Source organism: Phytobacter sp. SCO41 (assembly GCF_003073275.1).
GTDB classification, from domain to species: Bacteria; Pseudomonadota; Gammaproteobacteria; order Enterobacterales; family Enterobacteriaceae; genus Phytobacter; species Phytobacter diazotrophicus.
Genome location: NZ_CP027225.1, coordinates 2,145,666 through 2,164,660 on the forward strand (window position 1 = coordinate 2,145,666; position 18,995 = coordinate 2,164,660).

Here is an 18,995-nt window from a genome sequence, read left to right on the forward strand (position 1 = left end):
TATGTTTTTAGTCGACTCCCATTGCCATCTTGATGGCCTGGATTATCAGTCGTTACATACGGATGTTAATGACGCGCTAGAAAAAGCCGCGGCCCGCGACGTGAAATTCTTCCTCGCCGTGGCGACGACACTGCCGGGTTACCGCAGTATGCGTGACCTGGTGGGAGAGCGTAGCGATGTGGCTTTTTCCTGCGGCGTACATCCGCTCAATCAGGATGAAGACTATGCGGTGGAAGATTTACGCCGCATGGCCGCAGAAGAAGGCGTTGTGGCAATGGGTGAAACGGGTCTGGACTATTATTACACGCCGGAAACCAAAGCCCGCCAGCAGGCGTCGTTTCGTGATCATATCCGTATTGGTCGTGAGCTGAATAAGCCGGTAATTGTTCACACCCGTGATGCGCGGGCAGATACGCTGGCTATCCTTCGCGAAGAAAAGGTGACGGATTGCGGAGGCGTACTACACTGTTTTACGGAAGACAGGGAAACGGCAGGTCAGTTATTAGATCTGGGCTTCTATATCTCGTTTTCCGGGATCGTCACCTTCCGTAACGCGGAGCAACTGCGTGATGCGGCGCGTTACGTTCCGCTCGATCGTTTGCTGGTGGAGACAGATTCACCTTATCTGGCACCGGTTCCTCATCGCGGTAAAGAAAACCAACCGGCGTATGTCCGGGATGTTGCTGAATACATGGCAGTTTTGAAGGGCGTTTCGGTCGATGAACTGGCGCAACAAACCACAGAAAACTTCGCCAGACTGTTCCATTTCGATCCGGCCCGCCTGCAATCCCTCTGAATTTTCAGCTTATTTTAGTGCTCGTAATTAATAGGTAATGAGAGTAAAGTTCACCGCCACAAAAGAGGCGGTGAACGCTTTTTTTGACACATTCGGTAATGGGTTTTGTAAATCTATGAAAGTTTTGCCTCTGGCGCTAACTGAAACGTGATAGCCGTCAAACAAACTTATGCGGATTTATTTTACTCTGTGTAATAAATAAAGGGCACTTAGATGTCCTGTTCACAGCACGGTTCTCCCCCCGTGCCAATGCGCAAAAGCGTAAAAAAAGCACAAATACTCAGGAGCACTCTCAATTATGTTTAAGAATGCATTTGCTAACCTGCAGAAGGTCGGTAAATCGCTGATGCTGCCGGTATCCGTACTGCCTATCGCAGGTATCCTGCTGGGCGTCGGGTCTGCTAACTTCAGCTGGCTGCCAGAAGTGGTTTCTCACGTAATGGCCGAAGCAGGCGGTTCTGTTTTTGCTAACATGCCGCTGATCTTCGCTATCGGTGTTGCTCTTGGCTTCACCAATAACGATGGCGTATCCGGTCTTGCTGCTGTGGTGGCCTACGGCATCATGGTGAAAACCATGTCCGTGGTTGCGCCTCTGGTACTGCATTTACCTGCAGAAGAAATCGCGGCTAAACACCTGGCAGATACCGGTGTCCTCGGTGGTATCATCGCCGGTGCCATCGCTGCGTATATGTTTAACCGTTTCTACCGTATCAAGCTGCCTGAGTATCTGGGCTTCTTCGCCGGTAAGCGTTTTGTTCCGATTATCTCCGGTCTGGCCGCTATTATCTTCGGTGTTGTGCTGTCCTTCATCTGGCCACCGATTGGTACTGCTATTCAGGAATTCTCTCAATGGGCTGCCTACCAGAACCCGGTTGTTGCGTTCGGTATCTACGGCTTCATCGAGCGCTGCCTGGTACCGTTTGGTCTGCACCATATCTGGAACGTTCCTTTCCAGATGCAGATCGGCGAATTCACCAACGCAGCAGGCCAGGTATTCCACGGCGATATCCCGCGTTACATGGCAGGCGACCCGACTGCGGGCAAACTGTCTGGCGGCTTCCTGTTCAAAATGTATGGCCTGCCGGCTGCTGCTATCGCGATTTGGCACTCTGCTAAACCAGAGAACCGCGCGAAAGTGGGCGGTATCATGATCTCCGCAGCGTTGACCTCGTTCCTGACCGGTATCACCGAGCCGATCGAGTTCTCCTTCATGTTCGTTGCGCCGATCCTGTACGCAATCCATGCGATTCTGGCTGGTCTGGCATTCCCGATCTGTATCCTGCTGGGTATGCGTGACGGTACGTCCTTCTCTCACGGCCTGATCGACTTCATCGTCCTGTCCGGTAACGGCAGCAAACTGTGGTTGTTCCCGGTTGTAGGTCTGTGCTATGCAGCGATTTACTACACCGTGTTCCGCGTACTGATTAAAGCGCTGGATCTGAAAACCCCGGGTCGTGAAGATGCGTCCGAAGAGTCTAAAGCTGGCGCAACCAGCGAAATGGCTCCGGCACTGGTCGCTGCGTTCGGCGGTAAAGAAAACATCACTAACCTGGATGCTTGCATCACTCGTCTGCGCGTTAGCGTTGCCGATGTGGCAAAAGTTGACCAGCCTGGTCTGAAAAAACTGGGCGCGGCAGGTGTGGTGGTTGCTGGTTCTGGTGTACAGGCAATTTTCGGTACTAAATCCGATAACCTGAAAACCGAAATGGATGAGTACATCCGTAGCAACTAAGCCGTAAAGTCTGGGGAGACTGAGGCAGCCGAAAGGCTGCCTTTTTTACATTCAAGGGTTTTTACATTTAAGGCAAATGAGACAAGAAGGTCATCTGTCACGTCAGAAAGGTGAAGGGCAATGAGATATAAAAAAGCCCGTCAGCGAACTAACGGGCAGGGGTTAGCATCTGAACGCCGTCATCAAAAGCTATAGCTGGCGCTGAGGGAAAAATTACGCGGTGCGCCGTAGACGGTATAGCTGCCTACATAATCGTAGTACTCACGGTCAAACACATTGTTCAGGTTTGCCTGGACGGCGAAATCTTTAGTGACCTGATAGCGCCCGAACAGATTCACCAGTGCATAGCTGCCTTGTTCTGCGCGCTGGGTATCTGACACGTCGGTCCAGACTTTGTTCTGCCAGTTTACCCCTCCGCCGATTGTTAACTCAGGCAGTGCCGGCAACTGATAGCGGGTAAACAACTTCATGGTGGTTCGCGGTTGATCGGAACTGACTGCCTTGCCCTGCTTGTCTTCGGCAATAAAGCGAGTCGCACCGAAGGTTAACTGCCAGTTATCGGTCAGCGCACCGTTCAGCTCAAATTCGATACCTTTACTGACGATGCCATCCAGGGATTCATAGATGGACTCCCCGCCTGGCATGTAAGTGTACGTATTACTGGCGACACCGTCTTGCTCGATACGGAACACGGCAAGGGACGTTGTCAGGCGGGTGCTAAACCAGTCTGCTTTCACACCCGCTTCATAGCTCTTACCGGTGGTTGGATCGAGATAGCGCCCGGATGCGTCACGTTTGTCCTGCGGCTGGAAGATCTCGGTATAGCTGGCGTATGCGGACCAGTCTTCGTTGATGTCATAGACCAGGCCTGCATACGGTGTGACATCGTCTTTGGTGCTTTCAAGCCGGGTAGAAGGTGAACCTGACGGGTTGTAGCGAATATTGTATTCGGTATAACGTGCGCCCACGATCAGGTGCAGTGGATCGGCCAGCGAGACACGCGCAGAGGTGTAGGCAGAAGACTGACGAATATCGTCCTTGCTATACAGCGCCCATGGTGTCCATGCCGGGTCGGCAATATTACCACTCCAGCCGCTGTTGAATGAGCCCACATCGACAATCGTCCCAGGTGTGTCCGGCAGGGAATTGTCATAATGGTTACGCTGGCGGCTGTAGCTTGCGCCGAACATCAACTCATGCTGGCGGCCAAACAGGTCAAAACCGCCACGCATGAAGGCATCAATGGCATCCTGTTTACGCTCACCCCGGTTCCAGCCGCCGTAACCGACCATTCCCAGGCCTGTGGCTTCATCCGGATAACCGTACATATACATCGTTTTGGTATCGAAATTGGTTTCCGCATGCATACCGTTAACATGCGCTTCCCAGCCATTGCCAAAACGCTGCGTCAGGTTGGCGAAGATTTTGGTGTTGTCTTTATCGGAATAGGCCCAGTTTGGCGCAACGGTTGTGCTGCGGTCATATTTCGCTTTGCTGCCATCGGCGTACCAGGTCGGCAGACCGCCCCAGGTGGGGCTGTCAGTCTGACTTTCCTGATATTCATATCCCAGCGATAAGGTGGTGCTGTCGGTTACGTCAGCATCAACAACACCGTAGATGAATTTCTTACGGTAGTGGTATGTGTCCACCCAACTGTCATTATCCTGGTAACCGGTAATGACGCGGCCACGTACTTTGCCCGATTCGGTCAGCGGAGCCTGCAGATCAAGGATATAACGTTGTTTATCCCAGCTACCGTAAGTGGCGGACACGTTACCTTTGAATTCAGTACTATCCGCATGCTTACGCACCATGTTGACATAGGCCGCCGGGTTACCAGTACCGGACATCAAACCCGTCGCGCCGCGTACCACTTCAATACGGTCATAGATGGCGGTATCGGCGGCGGTGTCGCCAAAGTTCCAGACTTCACTAATGGAGGTTGGAAGATCGTCGTAGGCGTAGTTGCTGACAAAGAAGCCACGTGAATAAAACACGGTGCGATCGCTGTCCTGTACCTGCGCGGTGACGCCGGTGGTATTGGTCAATACTTGCCCGATTGAGTTCAGGTTCTGATCCTGCATACGCTGCTGACTAATAACGCTTACCGACTGCGGGATATCGCGCGGCACGAGCAGCAGTTTAGTGCCGGTGGTGGTGGTCTGAACGCTATAATCCTGGTCCTGGTGGGTATCGCTTTGGTCGCCGGATGCGCCTTCAACAATAACGGTCTCATCAGTGCCGGATGTGGATGCTGCAAAACCTGCGGCTGGTGTCAACGCGAGCCCAATACAAACGGCCAGCAATGATGGCGCGCTGTTAAACGGACGCTGCTCATTCCTGGCGTTAATGGTGAAAGACATTATTAACCCTTAATGGTATGTGAACGGGATTGTCCGGATCGCGATGCATTGTCGGCGTCCGGTCTGTTTTTATTTTTCAGTTAATAAACGCGCATGAAAATGCAAATGCGAAATATACGCATTCATACTTGAGATGTAAACAGATGTAATATCCGTGGCTGAGTGGTTGATTTAACGCGGTTATGGGTAAGGGTTGGTTATAACACCACCAGCCGGTGGCGAAATCTTGAAGAAAAAGAGCGTTATAGTTGAAACAGCCGGAGAATCTCGCTCATACTCTACACTGTATCTCGTGATGGGGCGGTTTCGCCCGCGCGTATAAAAAGGAAAACGTCATGGCCGAAGAAACCATTTTTAGTAAGATTATCCGTCGGGAAATTCCGTCGGACATCGTCTATCAGGATGAATTAGTTACCGCTTTCCGTGATATCTCTCCCCAGGCTCCGACGCATGTTCTGATTGTGCCGAATATCCTCATTCCTACCGCTAATGACATTACCGAAGCGCATGAACAGGCGATGGGACGGATGATGACCGTAGCGGCAAAAATTGCCCGTGCTGAGGGTATTGCGGAAGATGGGTATCGCCTCATCATGAACTGTAACCGCCACGGCGGACAGGAAGTCTGGCATATCCATATGCATTTGTTGGGTGGTCGCCCCTTAGGCCCGATGCTGGCACATAAAGGCGAGTGATATGATCAACGGACGCGTTGCACTTCTGGTGACGGCCCTGGCGTTAGTCGGCTGTGGCTCGCGTCCTGCGATCCCGGTGGCCAATGATCAAACGCTGGTGATGGAAGCCAATGTTCTGGCCGCAGGTATCACCGCTGACTCCCCCACGCTGAGCACGCAGGAAATCCAGCCCTCTGCCTCGTCTCGCCTGTTCAATGAACGCGCGCAGCCGGTAACCATCAATTACCGTTTTTACTGGTACGACGCCAGAGGCCTGGAAATGCACCCGCTCGAAGAACCGCGTAGGATCACGATCCCGGCGCACTCCGCTGTCACACTTTATGGAAATGCAAATTTCCTGGGTGCGCACAAGGTCAGACTTTATCTCTATCTATAAGGGGTGAAAATTGATTAAAACATTAGGACGTTTCGCGCTGCTGGCCACAGTGGCCGTTATCCTTTCCGGGTGTATTACGCGCGGCGAGCAAGAACCCGCGCCAGTTGAACAAGCGAACCCAACGCCGCAACAGCCTGTTCCGCAACAACCGCAGCCGTCGCAACCTGTACCGACGGTGCCGTCTGTTCCGTCGATCCCGGAGCAACCTGGGCCAATCGAACACCCTGATCAAACGACTCAGCCGACGCCGCGTGAACGTCACTATGACTGGAACAGCGCCGTACAGCCGATGATGGGTAAAATGTTGCAAGCGAGCGGAGCCTCGGCGGGTAACGTACTGCTCGTTGACAGTGTGAATAACCGGACAAACGGTTCGGTGAACACCAGCGAAGCAACTGAAACCCTGCGCAGCGCGCTGACCAACAATGGCAAGTTTACGCTGGTTTCGGCGCAGCAACTGTCAATTGCCAAGCAGCAACTGGGCCTGTCACCGCAGGATAGTCTCGGTACACGCAGTAAAGCTATTGGTATTGCCCGCAATGTAGGGGCCCAGTACGTGCTGTATTCCAGTGCGACAGGTAATGCCAATGCGCCGACGCTGCAAATGCAACTGATGCTGGTGCAGACTGGCGAAATTGTCTGGTCAGGTAAAGGTGCGGTTCAGCAACAATAATCTTACGCGTGACGCGCTGTTGTCACGCTATTTCCCGCATTATGCTCCCGTCGAAGGCCAGGATACTGGCCTGAGTGGCGGGAGCTGTCTTATCAGCAGCGGTCATCATCGTCTGGTTTTACGTCAACAGCATCAGGCGACATCGTCACCCTTTCTGCGCCAGTATCGCGCGCTTAAACGATTACCGCGTCACATCGCACCGCAACCGCACTTCTTCGCTAAAGACTGGATGGCGATAGATTATATTCCAGGCGATGTACAAAGCAGTTTGCCGGATAGCCATAACCTGGCGGCCTTACTGTATGATCTGCATCGCTGTCCTCCCTTTGGCTGGCGTCTTAACCTGTTGCCTTTACTGGAAACGTACTGGCAGCAATGTTTGCCGTCGCGCCGTACGCTGTTCTGGCTGCAGCAATTAAAAGCACGCAGGTGCCAGGGCGAGCCGCTACCCTTGCGACTGGCTCCATTACATATGGATGTCCATGCGGGTAACCTGGTGCACAGCCAGGACGGGTTGCGGTTGATCGACTGGGAGTATGCCGGTGACGGTGATATCGCGATGGAGCTGGCAGCTGTCTGGACCGGGAGTGAGCATCAGCGCCGTGAACTGGTGGCTGAATACGCACGCTGTGCCATGCTCGATGAAACGCAATTATGGCGCCAGGTCGTTCGCTGGCGTCCGTGGATAGCAATGTTGATGGCGGGCTGGTTTGAATGCCGCTTGCAGCAGACGGGCGATCAACAATTTATAACGCTGGCCGATGATGCATGGCGCCAGTTAAAGATGAAAGGAAAAGAGAGGTGAGTGTGGGTCCGGTCATGTTAGATGTGCAAGGCTACGAACTGGATGCGGAAGAGCGCGAAATTCTGGCGCATCCGCTGGTGGGTGGCCTGATTCTGTTTACCCGCAATTATCACGATCCGGCGCAGTTGCGCGAACTGGTCCGCCAGATCCGCGCCGCGTCGCATCATCGCCTGGTGGTCGCGGTCGATCAGGAAGGGGGGCGGGTCCAGCGTTTTCGTGAAGGATTTACCCAACTGCCGGCAGCACAATCTTTTGCAGCACTGCTGGGAATGGAAGAGGGCGGCAGAGTGGCAGAAGAGGCGGGCTGGCTGATGGCAAGCGAGATGATTGCGATGGATATCGACATTAGTTTCGCGCCCGTGCTTGATGTGGGCCATATCAGCGCGGCGATTGGCGAACGCTCTTACCATGAAGATCCGGCAAAAGCGCTCTCTATCGCAGGACGTTTCATTGATGGTATGCACAGCGCGGGCATGAAAACCACCGGTAAGCATTTTCCGGGACATGGTGCTGTGACGGCCGATTCACATAAAGAGACGCCGCGCGATCCGCGTGCTCAGGCGGAGATCCGCAGCAAAGATATGGCGGTATTCCGCACGTTGATTGAACAGGGCAAGCTGGATGCGATTATGCCTGCGCACGTTATTTATACGGATGCGGATTCGCGCCCGGCCAGCGGTTCTCCCTACTGGCTGAAAACGGTGCTGCGTGGTGAACTCAATTTTGATGGCGTGATTTTTTCAGACGATTTATCGATGGAAGGCGCGGCGATCATGGGCAGCTATGCTGAGCGTGGACAGGCATCGCTGGATGCAGGTTGCGATATGATCCTGGTCTGTAATAATCGTAAGGGCGCAGTGAGTGTGTTGGATAACCTGTCGCCGATCAAAGCAGAGCGTGTTACGAAATTGTATCATAAAGGTTCATTTTCCCGTCAGGAATTGCTGAGTTCTGAACGCTGGAAGGCTGCCAACCGTGAACTGGAGCAACTCCATGCGCGTTGGCAGGAATACAAGTCGGCTCAGTGAACCTTTGTAGGCGGGGTACTGGAGTAGGGTGAGGATACAATGATCATCTATTTGCACGGTTTTGACTCAAACAGTCCTGGAAATCATGAGAAGGTGTTGCAGCTGCAATTTATCGATCCGGACGTCAGGTTGATCAGTTACAGCACGCGTCATCCGAAGCATGATATGCAGCATTTGTTAAAAGAGGTGGACAAAATGCTGCAGCTAAACGTGGATGAACGGCCGCTCATTTGCGGCGTGGGGCTGGGAGGATACTGGGCGGAGCGCATTGGTTTCCTGTGCGACATTCGGCAGGTTATGTTCAACCCTAATTTGTTCCCGTTTGAGAACATGGAAGGCAAGATCGACCGGCCGGAAGAGTACCTCGACATTGCCACCAAGTGTGTGTCGAACTTTCGCGAGAAAAATCGCGATCGCTGTCTGGCTATCCTTTCTCGCCGTGATGAAGCGCTGGACAGCCAGCGTTCATCGGACGTTCTGCACCATTACTATGAAATTGTCTGGGACGAAGAACAGACGCACAAGTTTAAAAATATCTCGCCGCACCTGCAGCGAATTAAAGCTTTTAAAACACTCGGTTAATCCCCTCAGCCCGACACTCGTCGGGCTTTGTTTTGCTGTCTTTGCCCCCATGTTTTAGCGCACGTTTTCGCCCAGTTTGTTTCATAGCAACTACACTTGTTCATCTTTTAGGCATCAAAACTTGATGCATATCAATTTTGGTATGACCAATGCACCGTTCATGCTATTCTCACTGACATCATTTGGTTTTCATGATGTAACTTGTTGTTAATTAAGAGTTATATTTATAACCTTTAATTAACAATTGGTTAATAATTTTGAGGGGGTCACGTTGACTACACCATTGAAGAAAATTGTGATTGTTGGCGGTGGTGCTGGCGGGCTTGAACTGGCGACACAGTTGGGTAAAAAATTGGGCCGCGGTAAAAAAGCGAAGGTTACGCTGGTGGATCGCAACCACAGCCACCTGTGGAAACCGCTGTTGCACGAAGTGGCAACAGGGTCGCTGGATGAAGGCGTTGATGCGCTGAGCTACCTGGCGCATGCGCGTAATCACCATTTCCAGTTCCAGTTGGGCTCGGTGGTTGATATCAATCGCGAAGCGAAGACCATCACTCTGGCAGAGTTGCGTGACGAGAAAGGCGAACTGCTGGTGCCTGAACGTAAGCTGGCGTACGACACGCTGGTAATGGCGTTAGGCAGCACTTCGAATGACTTCAACACCCCTGGCGTGAAAGAGCACTGCATTTTCCTCGATAACCCGCATCAGGCGCGCCGTTTCCACCAGGAGATGCTGAACCTGTTCCTGAAATACTCTGCCAGCCTCGGGGCAAACGGCAAAGTGAACATCGCTATCGTCGGTGGTGGTGCAACGGGAGTAGAGCTCTCTGCCGAATTACATAACGCGGTAAAACAGTTACATAGCTATGGCTATAAAGGTCTGACCAATGAAGCGCTGAACGTGACGCTGGTGGAAGCGGGTGAGCGTATTTTGCCTGCGTTGCCGCCGCGTATTTCCGGAGCTGCGCACAATGAGCTGACCAAAATGGGCGTGCGTGTTCTGACTAAAACTATGGTTACCAGCGCCGATGAAGGCGGTCTTCATACTAAAGACGGTGAATACATCAAAGCCGACCTGATGGTTTGGGCGGCGGGTATCAAAGCGCCGGACTTTATGAAAGAGATAGGCGGCCTGGAAACGAACCGTATTAACCAGTTAGTCGTTGAGCCGACACTGCAAACTACCCGTGATGCGGACATTTATGCCATTGGCGACTGTGCTTCATGCGCGCGTCCGGAAGGGGGCTTTGTGCCACCGCGCGCTCAGGCTGCACACCAGATGGCCAGCCTCGCGCTGCACAACATCCTGGCGCAAATGAAAGGTAAACCGACGAAGTCCTATGTCTATAAAGATCACGGATCGTTGGTTTCACTTTCCAACTTCTCTACCGTGGGGAGCCTGATGGGTAACCTGATGCGTGGGTCCATGATGATTGAAGGGCGTATTGCACGCTTTGTTTATATCTCACTGTACCGCATGCATCAGATTGCGCTGCATGGTTACTTCAAGACGGGGTTAATGATGCTGGTCGGCAGCATTAACCGTGTGATCCGTCCCCGCCTGAAATTGCATTAATTTGCCTGACTGCTCTCCTGCATAGCGTTGCAGGGGAGCAGTACATCCTTCTGTCATACAGTCAGTATATGCTCGGATAACTCCGAATCATGCTGGATTCTCCCTAATCTCTCCTTTTTTCCTCTCATTCCGATTGGCTTCGTACACTCCCAAGTTGCAAAATTGTTACGAATAGCAAACCAGGGAGGAAATCCTGTGAATAAATCAATGTTATCGGGTATCGGTATTGGCGTGGCCGCTGCTCTGGGTGTCGCAGCGGTTGCAAGTATGAATGTCTTCAATCGCGGGCCGCAGTATGCGCAGGTGGTTTCCGCCACGCCAATCAAAGAATCCATCAAAACACCGCGTCAGGAGTGTCGTAATGTCACGATGACGCATCGTCGTCCGGTGCAGGATGAAAATCGTCTGACCGGTTCTGTACTGGGTGCTGTTGCCGGTGGGGTTATCGGTCATCAGTTCGGCGGGGGTCGTGGTCGCGATGTCGCCACGGTCGTCGGCGCGCTGGGCGGTGGCTACGCCGGGAACCAGGTCCAGGGCGAAATGCAGGCAAGAGATACATACACCACCACTGAGCAACGTTGTAAAACGGTGTATGACAAATCGGAAAAAATGCTGGGGTATGACGTCACTTACAAAATTGGCGACCAGCAAGGGAAGATCCGCATGGATAAAGACCCTGGAACCCAGATCCCACTGGATGACAACGGTCAGCTTATTTTGAATAACAAAGCCTAAAATAGCAGTACTGTACCCATTGGCTCCTCAATTGCTCAGGCTGAGGAGCCTTTTTTACAGGCCGAAGATTCAGATAAGGTCGTGCTGGCGATAGAGCAGAAAGCCGGTAATGACCACAGAGATGAACGCGAATAAAACCGAACCACCACATACAACCCAGAGCCCGAATAACAATGTTATTACTATTAGCACTTTAAGTAATGGTAATAGCAAAATCATTTCCATTTTCCTTCTGAATGTGAATAGTCAGCCAAAGTACATAAATTCCGTATATACAATAAGATAGCGTAGGGTTAGAACAATAAATTCGCTTATGTCGTCATCCTGACGTTTATGGTTCTTTTACGACTAATGGTTAGCAGCGAAATAATTCCTGTTTAATATTAGCAAAGCGGCAAAAACGACATGCTGTTTTCACCTATTAATATAATAGGTGAAAACGATAATTATTGCTAAGGAGGACAAATCAGGATGTGGTCAACTGGGGCCATAAACGCAGAGTCGTCGCGGAAATTTGCAGCAATTTCTCACAACTTGCTCCTTCACGGGCGCTGATAGACATGCCCTGCAGCACACAGCTTAAAAACTGCGCCAGTTCCTGAACGTCTGCGTGAGCGGGGATTTCCCCCCGTTGCTGACGTTGTAGCAAAAACTTGAGCAACAGTTGTTCTTGCTGCGCATGGCGTGACTTAATGGTCTGCGCAATTGCCTGCGAAGAGGCGGCCAGCGTCGCGGAGGTGTTGATCAGAAAACAGCCCGCCGGGGTTTCAGTGCTGGTAAAGCAGTGTGCCACCGCCGTGAAGTAATCTTTTAACGCCTGCCCCAGCGGTTTATCGTCGCATAACAACTGGGCTTCATGTTTTGCTGCAAAAAGCGAGATGTAGCGATCCAGCACTGCGCGGAACAGGCCTTCTTTATTCGTAAATTCCGCATACAGCGTCGGTGCTTTCGCGCCCGTTGCCTCTACGAGATCTGATAATGACGTGGCTTCGTAGCCATGCTGCCAGAATAATGCCATGGCCTTATCAAGCGCCACTTCCCTGTCGAACACTTTCGGTCGGCCACGGCTTTTTTTCATACAAGTGACTTCACTGGTCATAGTGCCGTTCAACCTTTGTTGGTTTGTTGAACAATCATTATAAAAATAAATGCTGTCAGACACCAGAGGCAAAATAGCACAAATTAATAAATTCTATCTATATGATAAATATGGATTTGTTGATTTAATTAACGTTCGTTATTAAAATGCATTGACGAGTGATGTAGATCACAATTATGATTTGTCTATCGATCGTTAAGTAAATGCTTGCGACGCTACTTTCATCTGCTACAGGAACAAAATCATGAAAAACGTTAAAACTCTGATCGCCGCTGCCGTACTGAGCTCACTCTCTTTTGCAAGCTTCGCTGCCGTTGAAGTTCAAAACGCACCGGCAGGCCAACAGGAAGTCGCTGTTATTGGTGCTTCTGCGGGTGCTAACCTCTCTTCTGTTGAAGATCAACTGGCACAAAAAGCCGATGAGATGGGTGCAAAATCTTTCCGTATCACCTCTGTGACCGGTTCCGATACTCTGCACGGCACCGCAGTACTGTACAAATAAGTTAAGCCACTGAATTAACCCTCATAAAAAAGGCCTCGTAATTGCGAGGCTTTTTTTTGCTCTACGGAAATTAAAGGGATTGTTGTAGCACGCTGTCATGGAGAGTGACATCCACCGGCATGCCAGAGCGCACTTCCATTGCGCGTTCAAACACATCGCTTGCGCTTTGTGGCGAATCTTTGAAAGTCTGCATAGTGGCATTAAGCACAATCGGCAATGTCTTCGGGTCGTCGTCGATGGATTTTGACAGCGGTTGATGCACTTCCACCAGGCGTGTGCCGTCAGGTTCAACCGAGGCTTTTATCGGCGTGTTGATAATATTCACGCGCGTACCGGGTTTGATAACGCTAAACAATGTGGCGATGTCGTTATCGCGCAGACGAATACATCCGGAGCTGACGCGCATGCCAATGCCAAAATCAGCGTTGGTCCCATGAATGAGGTAGACACCACCGTACGCAGCAAGGCGAATGGCATGGTGGCCCATCGGGTTTTCCGGCCCGGCCGGAACGACTGCCGGTAAATCTATTCCCTGGGCTTTATAACGTGCGCGAATGTTGGCCGTTGGTGTCCAGGTAGGATTAGCCCGTTTATCAGAAACGGTTGTCACCATGGTAGGCGTTAAGGTATCTCCACCCAGTTGCCCTATTCCGATAGGGTAGACGATCACTTCGTTTTTACCCGGCGGATAATAATAGAGACGTAGCTCGGCCAGATTGATGACGATACCTTCTCGCGGCACGTCGGGTAACAGTGTTTGTAACGGGATAGTCAGTACATTACCTGCGCGAGGAACATACGGATCGACGCCGGGGTTCGCCTGCAACAGGGCCAGGAAACCGACATTGTACTTTTTGGCAATCGCCTCCAGCGAACCGCCATCATTTTCTACCACGTGATACCGGTTTTCCCCGACCACCCGGCTACCGGTGGGGGGTAAAGGCCAGGTATTCGCCTTCGCGGGTAAAACGAGCGTGGCGGCGAGAAAAACCGCCCAGAGGACAAAACGGGAATTATTAATCATTACCATAATCCATGTAATTGATAAGGTTATTTGCAGACACAGGTAATGAAATTATGGTGGGAAGGAATGTCGGGAAGTCCTGGAAGAGTGCAAAATGTTTGTAAATATTTCAAAAAAACGGGCCAGTGGTGATAACTGGCCCGCGGAACACTATGCCATCGCGTTTTCTTCAAGCTGCTGCATGAAGTTGCGTACCCACTCCATGCGGGTTTTGCGTTCCGTCAGCTCCTGGAAGAACTTCAGGCGTGTCGGGCCATCGAGGCGGAAATGTTTAGGCTGCTTTTGCAGCAGGCCGATAAGCCATGCGGGATTGACATGGTTTTTTTCATTGAACTCAATCGTGCCGCCTTTTTCATTCCCTTCGAGCTTACGAATCCCCAATTTCTGGGCCTGTTGACGCAGCCGCGCAATATCAAGCAGGTTTCGCGCGGCGTCAGGCAGCAGACCAAAACGGTCGATCAGTTCCACTTTAATCTCATCGAGCTCATTTTCACTCTTCGCACTGGCAATGCGCTTGTAGAAAGAGAGACGAGTATTAACGTCGGGAATAAAATCATCCGGCAGCAGGGAAGGCATGCGCAGTTCGACTTCTGTTTGCTGGCTGGTGAGATCTTCGAGCGATGGCTCTCGCCCGGCTTTGAGCGCATCGACCGCATTTTCCAGCAGCTCCATGTACAGTGAAAAGCCGATGGTCTCCATTGAACCGCTCTGATCTTCGCCCAGCAGTTCGCCAGCCCCACGGATTTCCAGATCGTGGGTCGCCAGCGCGAAACCCGCCCCTAAATCTTCCAGCGAGGCAATCGCTTCGAGACGCTTTTGCGCATCGGTGGTCATCGCTTTCGGATGCGGCGTCAGCAGCCAGGCATAGGCCTGATGGTGCGAACGTCCCACGCGGCCACGTAACTGGTGGAGCTGCGCCAGGCCAAAGTGATCGGCACGTTCAATAATGATTGTATTCGCGGTAGGAATGTCGATCCCGGTCTCGATTATCGTGGTACACACCAGCACATTAAAACGCTGGTGGTGGAAATCATTCATTACCCGTTCCAGTTCGCGCTCACGCATCTGCCCGTGTCCGATGGCGATGCGCGCTTCCGGAACCAGTTCCGCCAGTCTGTCGGCGGCTTTCTGAATATTTTCGACATCGTTATAAAGGTAGTAGACCTGCCCACCACGCAGGACTTCACGCAGTATTGCCTCGCGCACTACCAGACTGTCGTATTCGCGAACGAAGGTTTTCACTGCCAGGCGGCGCGCAGGCGGGGTGGCGATGATCGACAGATCGCGCATACCGCTCATGGCCATATTGAGTGTACGCGGAATGGGTGTTGCGGTTAGCGTGAGGATATCTACGTCAGCCCGCATCGCTTTAATCCGCTCTTTATGACGCACGCCGAAGCGGTGTTCTTCATCGACGATCAGCAGTCCCAGATCTTTCCACTTCACATCGTTTTGCAGCAGCTTATGGGTGCCGATAAGAATATCAATCTTGCCCTCAGCCGCCTGCTCCAGCACTTGTGTCTGTTCTTTCGCGCTACGAAAACGTGAGAGCATCTCCACCCGCACCGGCCAGTTGGCGAAGCGATCGCGGAAGTTGTCGAAATGCTGCTGGGCGAGCAGGGTGGTTGGCACCAACACCGCCACCTGCTTGTTGTTTTCGACGGCGAGGAAGGCGGCACGCATTGCCACTTCGGTTTTACCGAAGCCGACATCGCCACACACCAGGCGGTCCATGGCCAGTGGCTGGCACATGTCACTTAACACCGCGTTAATGGCTTGCGCCTGGTCTGGCGTGGTTTCAAACGGGAAGCTGTCGCAGAAAAGCTGATATTGTTCGCGATCGTGTTTAAATGCAAAGCCGGACTTCGCGGCGCGTTGGGCATAGATATCCAGCAATTCCGCCGCCACATCCCGGACTTTTTCTGCCGCTTTCTGCCGCGCGCGGGCCCATGCATCGCCGCCCAGTTTATGCAGCGGCGCGTTCTCCTCGGCACCCCCGGCATAGCGGCTAATCAGATGCAACGACGAGACCGGCACGTACAGTTTGGCATCCCCGGCATAGGTCAGCATCAGGTATTCGCCTTTTATGCCGCCCGCTTCAAGCGTGGTCATTCCCGCATAGCGTCCAACCCCATGTTCCAGATGCACCACCGGCTGGCCAGGGTGCAGTTCAGCGAGGTTGCGGATCAGCGTATCGGGGTTAATCGTGCGGCGTGTATCCTGGCGACGGCGGGCAACGCGCTCGCCCAGCAGATCGCTTTCGCAAATCAGCGCCCGGTTACGTAGCGTGTCGATAAAGCCATGTTCTGCGGAGCCAATGATCAGATAGCGCCCTGTATCTTGCGCGTCATCCAGCCGGGTAATGCGCTTCGGCGCCACTTTGATGCGTGAGAGGAGTTCTCCCAGCGCTTCGCGACGCCCCTCGCTCTCAACCGAAAAGACGACCGGACCGGTAAAGGATTCGAGGAATTTGCGTAAATTATCCAGCGGCGACTTTTGCTGTGCCTGAACGGCCAGATCCGGCAACGTCCGGTAACCGAGGTTCACATTGGCGGTTTTGTCTGCCAGGCTTTCGGTTTTGAGCTGCACGCGCGGCCAGCGCTTGAGTTCGCTGAACAGTTCATCAACCCGCAGCCACAGTAATTCCGGCGCCAGCAAAGGGCGCATGGGGTCCACGCCGCGGTTTTCGAAGCGCGCCTGGGTCTCCTGGCTAAAGCGCTCAGCGCTGTTTTCAAGATCCCCCGTGTTTACCAGTAGCGTATTGTCCGGCAAATAGCTAAACAACGACGGCAAAGGCTCACTGAAAAACAGTGGCTGCCAGTATTCAATGCCGGTTGGCAAAGTGCCTTTGCTCACCTGTTGGTAGATATGTTCGGCATCGCGCTTGACGTCGAACTTATCTCGCCACTGGCTGCGAAACAGTTCGATGGCGGTCTTATCCGTCGGGAATTCGTGAGCAGGCAGTAAATTGATGGCTTCGACCTCTTCCAGCGTACGCTGGCTGTCCGCATCGAACAGGCGAAGACTGTCAATTTCATCATCAAAGAAATCAAGGCGATAAGGCTGTGCGCTGCCCATCGGGAAGAGATCCAGTAGCGCCCCGCGAGTCGCGTACTCGCCGTGTTCCATAACCTGATCGACGTGGCGATACCCAGCGCTGTCCAGTTGCGCGCGCAGCGCGTCACGGGACAGACGCTGACCTTTTTTCATGACCAACGCGTGGCCGTGCAAATAGCTATGCGGGCAGACGCGCTGCATCAAGGTATTCACCGCTACAATCAGCACACCACGCTGCATAGAGGGCAACTGGTAGAGCGTGGAGAGACGGGAGGAGATAATTTCCTGATGCGGCGAGAAACTGTCATACGGCAGTGTCTCCCAGTCAGCAAGATTCATCACCAGGTTGTCGGTAAACTGGGTAATTTCGTCATGCAGACGCAGGGCATTTTGCATATCCGGCGCAATCAATACCACCGGACCTTTATGGCGCTCAATGATTTCCGCGACTTCGGTGGCGCAGGCTGCGCCAGTCAGTTCGCCAAGCTGGCGCTGCTCGCCAGCTTTGGCGGGCAGAGAATAACGGTATTGTTCAGGCATAGATAGGGTCTGGGTCTCTTATGGATATGCCCCTTGTTATGGGGGCATATCACTGATACGCAATCCCTTTATTATCCGCGATTGTGCACTATTCGCCAACCTCAACACATGCGCTTATCGTGCCTGCAGAGGTGAGGCCAGCCTGGCTGGCGGGGTGAAAAGCAGATCGGCAAAGATTGCCGAAGAGATTTTCCGTATACACAAGCCAACCAGCGTACAGATAGCGAGGCTACAGAACGGATAGAGCAAGACGATGGTGAGCTCGAAAGCAGGCGACCAGCGCCCGGCATTCATCGGGGCCAACAACGCAAGGCTGAGCGCTTCAATCAGAATGCGATGCGTGGTGTAGATGGCAAGCGTATTGCTGCCCACGATATTCAGCAGTGCGTTTTCGCGTGAGCCAACGCGCTCTTCCAGCGCGCGGAACAACCGCAAAATCAGCACGATCGACAGCAAGCTCAAGGGTAAGGGCACATTTAAAAACCATAGCGCCACCGCAGCAAGTAACGTCACCGCCAGCATGATGGCGTAGCGGCGAAAAGAGAGGCGTTTAATCGCATCCATAATAGCGCCGCCAAACCATGCCCCCAGGCTGTAGTAGATCATGTTGCGCATTACGCTATTCATACCCCACCAGGGCGAGGGCAAAAAGTTAATCGCCACGCTCAGCAGTGTCATGGCGACCAGTGCTGCAAGCGACCAGCGGCTCAACAATTTACACAGAATAAAATAGACAACCAGCGCGTAGAGATACCACAGGCTGGTACTGGCGGTGAGCATTCCCTGGATAAAGTCTGAGGGTGTATCCGCATAGGCAGCGTTGGACGCATTGCTTAAATCGCGCGTGGGTGCCAGCCAGTCATTAATATGGCTGAGCGCCAGCCACTGCAGCACACCCCAGATGACAAGCACATAAAAGATACTCCAGATACGCTTGTCGATCGCCTCCTTCCATGGCACCTCATCAATGTAGCGTCGAATCAGGTAGCCAGAGAGAAAAAAGAACACGGGCATGCGGAAGGGGGCAAGGTAAAGATTAAAGTAGATCCAGCATTTTGCGAGCGTTTCCGACCACGCGTGACCAAATGTGGTGAGGTGCGGGTAAAACGTAATGACTGAGTGATAGATGACCACCAGGCAGATACATAATCCCTTGATTTGATTAATCCATAGAGTCTTTTTTTTCATCGTCTTTCGCCGTTTCTATTACAAAATTCGGCGTTTATCCTGATGGCGTCGCCGTGGGGTGTAACGGTAAACAGTCTGTATTTCCTCCTTTTTCGGATAAATATCAGAGGGCGCGTGGAAAAAGGATCTCTCTACGGGAGGCGAAATGCGTAAAAGTCGCGCAACTAGCAATTTGATTTATCGGATTTTTTCCTGCCCTCTGAGATGTCCGCTTACCGTTTCAC

Annotated in this window: 16 protein-coding genes; 11 read left to right on the forward strand and 5 right to left on the reverse strand. The window is 52.5% G+C overall.

Annotation, left to right across the window (positions count from 1 at the left end; genetic code table 11):
• The first annotated feature begins 1 nt into the window (after position 1).
• Both C5523_RS10455 and ptsG read left to right on the forward strand, forming a co-directional pair.
• The gene (locus C5523_RS10455) at positions 2-796 is read left to right on the forward strand and encodes a metal-dependent hydrolase (RefSeq protein ID WP_108701074.1); all 795 of its coding nucleotides are present in this window, start codon (positions 2-4) and stop codon (positions 794-796) included.
• 298 nt (positions 797-1,094) lie between these two features.
• A complete protein-coding gene (gene ptsG / locus C5523_RS10460) occupies positions 1,095-2,528 on the forward strand; it encodes a PTS glucose transporter subunit IIBC (RefSeq protein WP_041851719.1) in 1,434 nt (477 codons plus the stop codon).
• 182 nt (positions 2,529-2,710) lie between these two features.
• Here the strand turns inward: ptsG and fhuE are convergent, their stop codons facing one another.
• The gene (gene fhuE, locus C5523_RS10465; RefSeq protein WP_079496443.1) at positions 2,711-4,891 is read right to left on the reverse strand and encodes a ferric-rhodotorulic acid/ferric-coprogen receptor FhuE; all 2,181 of its coding nucleotides are present in this window, start codon (positions 4,889-4,891) and stop codon (positions 2,711-2,713) included.
• Between the two features lie 335 nt (positions 4,892-5,226).
• Between fhuE and hinT the strand changes: the two genes are divergently transcribed.
• From hinT to C5523_RS10505, 8 genes are all read left to right on the forward strand, one after another.
• Entirely contained in the window at positions 5,227-5,586 is a 360-nt protein-coding gene (hinT, locus tag C5523_RS10470; RefSeq protein WP_090087896.1) for a purine nucleoside phosphoramidase, read from the forward strand.
• A gap of 1 nt (position 5,587) precedes the next feature.
• The gene (locus tag C5523_RS10475) at positions 5,588-5,962 is read left to right on the forward strand and encodes a YcfL family protein (protein ID WP_041851716.1); all 375 of its coding nucleotides are present in this window, start codon (positions 5,588-5,590) and stop codon (positions 5,960-5,962) included.
• 10 nt (positions 5,963-5,972) lie between these two features.
• Positions 5,973-6,635, forward strand: a complete 663-nt coding sequence (gene lpoB / locus C5523_RS10480; RefSeq protein ID WP_041851715.1) for a penicillin-binding protein activator LpoB — start codon at positions 5,973-5,975, stop codon at positions 6,633-6,635.
• Positions 6,616-7,440, forward strand: coding sequence for a thiamine kinase (gene thiK, locus C5523_RS10485; RefSeq protein ID WP_108701075.1), 825 nt, complete (start codon positions 6,616-6,618; stop codon positions 7,438-7,440). The genes lpoB and thiK overlap by 20 nt, the downstream gene beginning before the upstream one ends.
• A 2-nt stretch (positions 7,441-7,442) precedes the next feature.
• Complete coding sequence (nagZ, locus tag C5523_RS10490; protein WP_071195478.1) at positions 7,443-8,468, forward strand: beta-N-acetylhexosaminidase; 1,026 nt, start codon at positions 7,443-7,445, stop codon at positions 8,466-8,468.
• A gap of 39 nt (positions 8,469-8,507) precedes the next feature.
• On the forward strand, positions 8,508-9,050 hold the full coding sequence (gene ycfP, locus C5523_RS10495; RefSeq protein WP_041851713.1) for an alpha/beta hydrolase YcfP: 543 nt from the start codon (positions 8,508-8,510) through the stop codon (positions 9,048-9,050).
• A gap of 271 nt (positions 9,051-9,321) precedes the next feature.
• A complete protein-coding gene (locus C5523_RS10500; RefSeq protein ID WP_041851712.1) occupies positions 9,322-10,626 on the forward strand; it encodes an NAD(P)/FAD-dependent oxidoreductase in 1,305 nt (434 codons plus the stop codon).
• A 195-nt stretch (positions 10,627-10,821) separates the two neighbouring features.
• Positions 10,822-11,361, forward strand: a complete 540-nt coding sequence (locus C5523_RS10505) for a glycine zipper 2TM domain-containing protein (RefSeq protein WP_108701076.1) — start codon at positions 10,822-10,824, stop codon at positions 11,359-11,361.
• Positions 11,362-11,827: 466 nt separating this feature from the next.
• Here C5523_RS10505 and C5523_RS10510 read toward each other — a convergent pair whose 3' ends face one another.
• Complete coding sequence (locus tag C5523_RS10510) at positions 11,828-12,460, reverse strand: TetR/AcrR family transcriptional regulator (RefSeq protein WP_041851710.1); 633 nt, start codon at positions 12,458-12,460, stop codon at positions 11,828-11,830.
• A 244-nt stretch (positions 12,461-12,704) separates the two neighbouring features.
• On the opposite strand from C5523_RS10510, the gene bhsA reads away from it, so the two are divergent.
• Positions 12,705-12,962 carry a multiple stress resistance protein BhsA gene (gene bhsA / locus C5523_RS10515; RefSeq protein WP_041851709.1) on the forward strand — a complete coding sequence of 86 codons (258 nt, stop codon included), beginning with the start codon at positions 12,705-12,707 and terminating at the stop codon, positions 12,960-12,962.
• Between the two features lie 70 nt (positions 12,963-13,032).
• Here bhsA and C5523_RS10520 read toward each other — a convergent pair whose 3' ends face one another.
• The 3 genes from C5523_RS10520 to C5523_RS10530 form a co-directional block, all read right to left on the reverse strand.
• Complete coding sequence (locus C5523_RS10520) at positions 13,033-13,986, reverse strand: L,D-transpeptidase family protein (protein ID WP_108701077.1); 954 nt, start codon at positions 13,984-13,986, stop codon at positions 13,033-13,035.
• Between the two features lie 150 nt (positions 13,987-14,136).
• Positions 14,137-17,583, reverse strand: coding sequence for a transcription-repair coupling factor (gene mfd / locus C5523_RS10525; protein ID WP_079496447.1), 3,447 nt, complete (start codon positions 17,581-17,583; stop codon positions 14,137-14,139).
• Positions 17,584-17,697: 114 nt separating this feature from the next.
• The gene (locus C5523_RS10530; protein WP_108701078.1) at positions 17,698-18,771 is read right to left on the reverse strand and encodes an acyltransferase family protein; all 1,074 of its coding nucleotides are present in this window, start codon (positions 18,769-18,771) and stop codon (positions 17,698-17,700) included.
• Between the last annotated feature and the right edge of the window lie 224 nt (positions 18,772-18,995).

Excerpts from the sequence above, each read along its gene's own strand:
- C5523_RS10455 (WP_108701074.1), top strand. The coding sequence starts at position 2 with ATGTTTTTAGTCGACTCCCATTGCCATCTTGATGGCCTGGATTATCAG.
- ptsG (WP_041851719.1), top strand. The coding sequence starts at position 1,095 with ATGTTTAAGAATGCATTTGCTAACCTGCAGAAGGTCGGTAAATCGCTG.
- fhuE (WP_079496443.1), bottom strand. The coding sequence starts at position 4,891 with ATGTCTTTCACCATTAACGCCAGGAATGAGCAGCGTCCGTTTAACAGC.
- hinT (WP_090087896.1), top strand. The coding sequence starts at position 5,227 with ATGGCCGAAGAAACCATTTTTAGTAAGATTATCCGTCGGGAAATTCCG.
- C5523_RS10475 (WP_041851716.1), top strand. The coding sequence starts at position 5,588 with ATGATCAACGGACGCGTTGCACTTCTGGTGACGGCCCTGGCGTTAGTC.
- ycfP (WP_041851713.1), top strand. The coding sequence starts at position 8,508 with ATGATCATCTATTTGCACGGTTTTGACTCAAACAGTCCTGGAAATCAT.
- C5523_RS10510 (WP_041851710.1), bottom strand. The coding sequence starts at position 12,460 with ATGACCAGTGAAGTCACTTGTATGAAAAAAAGCCGTGGCCGACCGAAA.
- bhsA (WP_041851709.1), top strand. The coding sequence starts at position 12,705 with ATGAAAAACGTTAAAACTCTGATCGCCGCTGCCGTACTGAGCTCACTC.
- C5523_RS10520 (WP_108701077.1), bottom strand. The coding sequence starts at position 13,986 with ATGATTAATAATTCCCGTTTTGTCCTCTGGGCGGTTTTTCTCGCCGCC.
- mfd (WP_079496447.1), bottom strand. The coding sequence starts at position 17,583 with ATGCCTGAACAATACCGTTATTCTCTGCCCGCCAAAGCTGGCGAGCAG.
- C5523_RS10530 (WP_108701078.1), bottom strand. The coding sequence starts at position 18,771 with ATGAAAAAAAAGACTCTATGGATTAATCAAATCAAGGGATTATGTATC.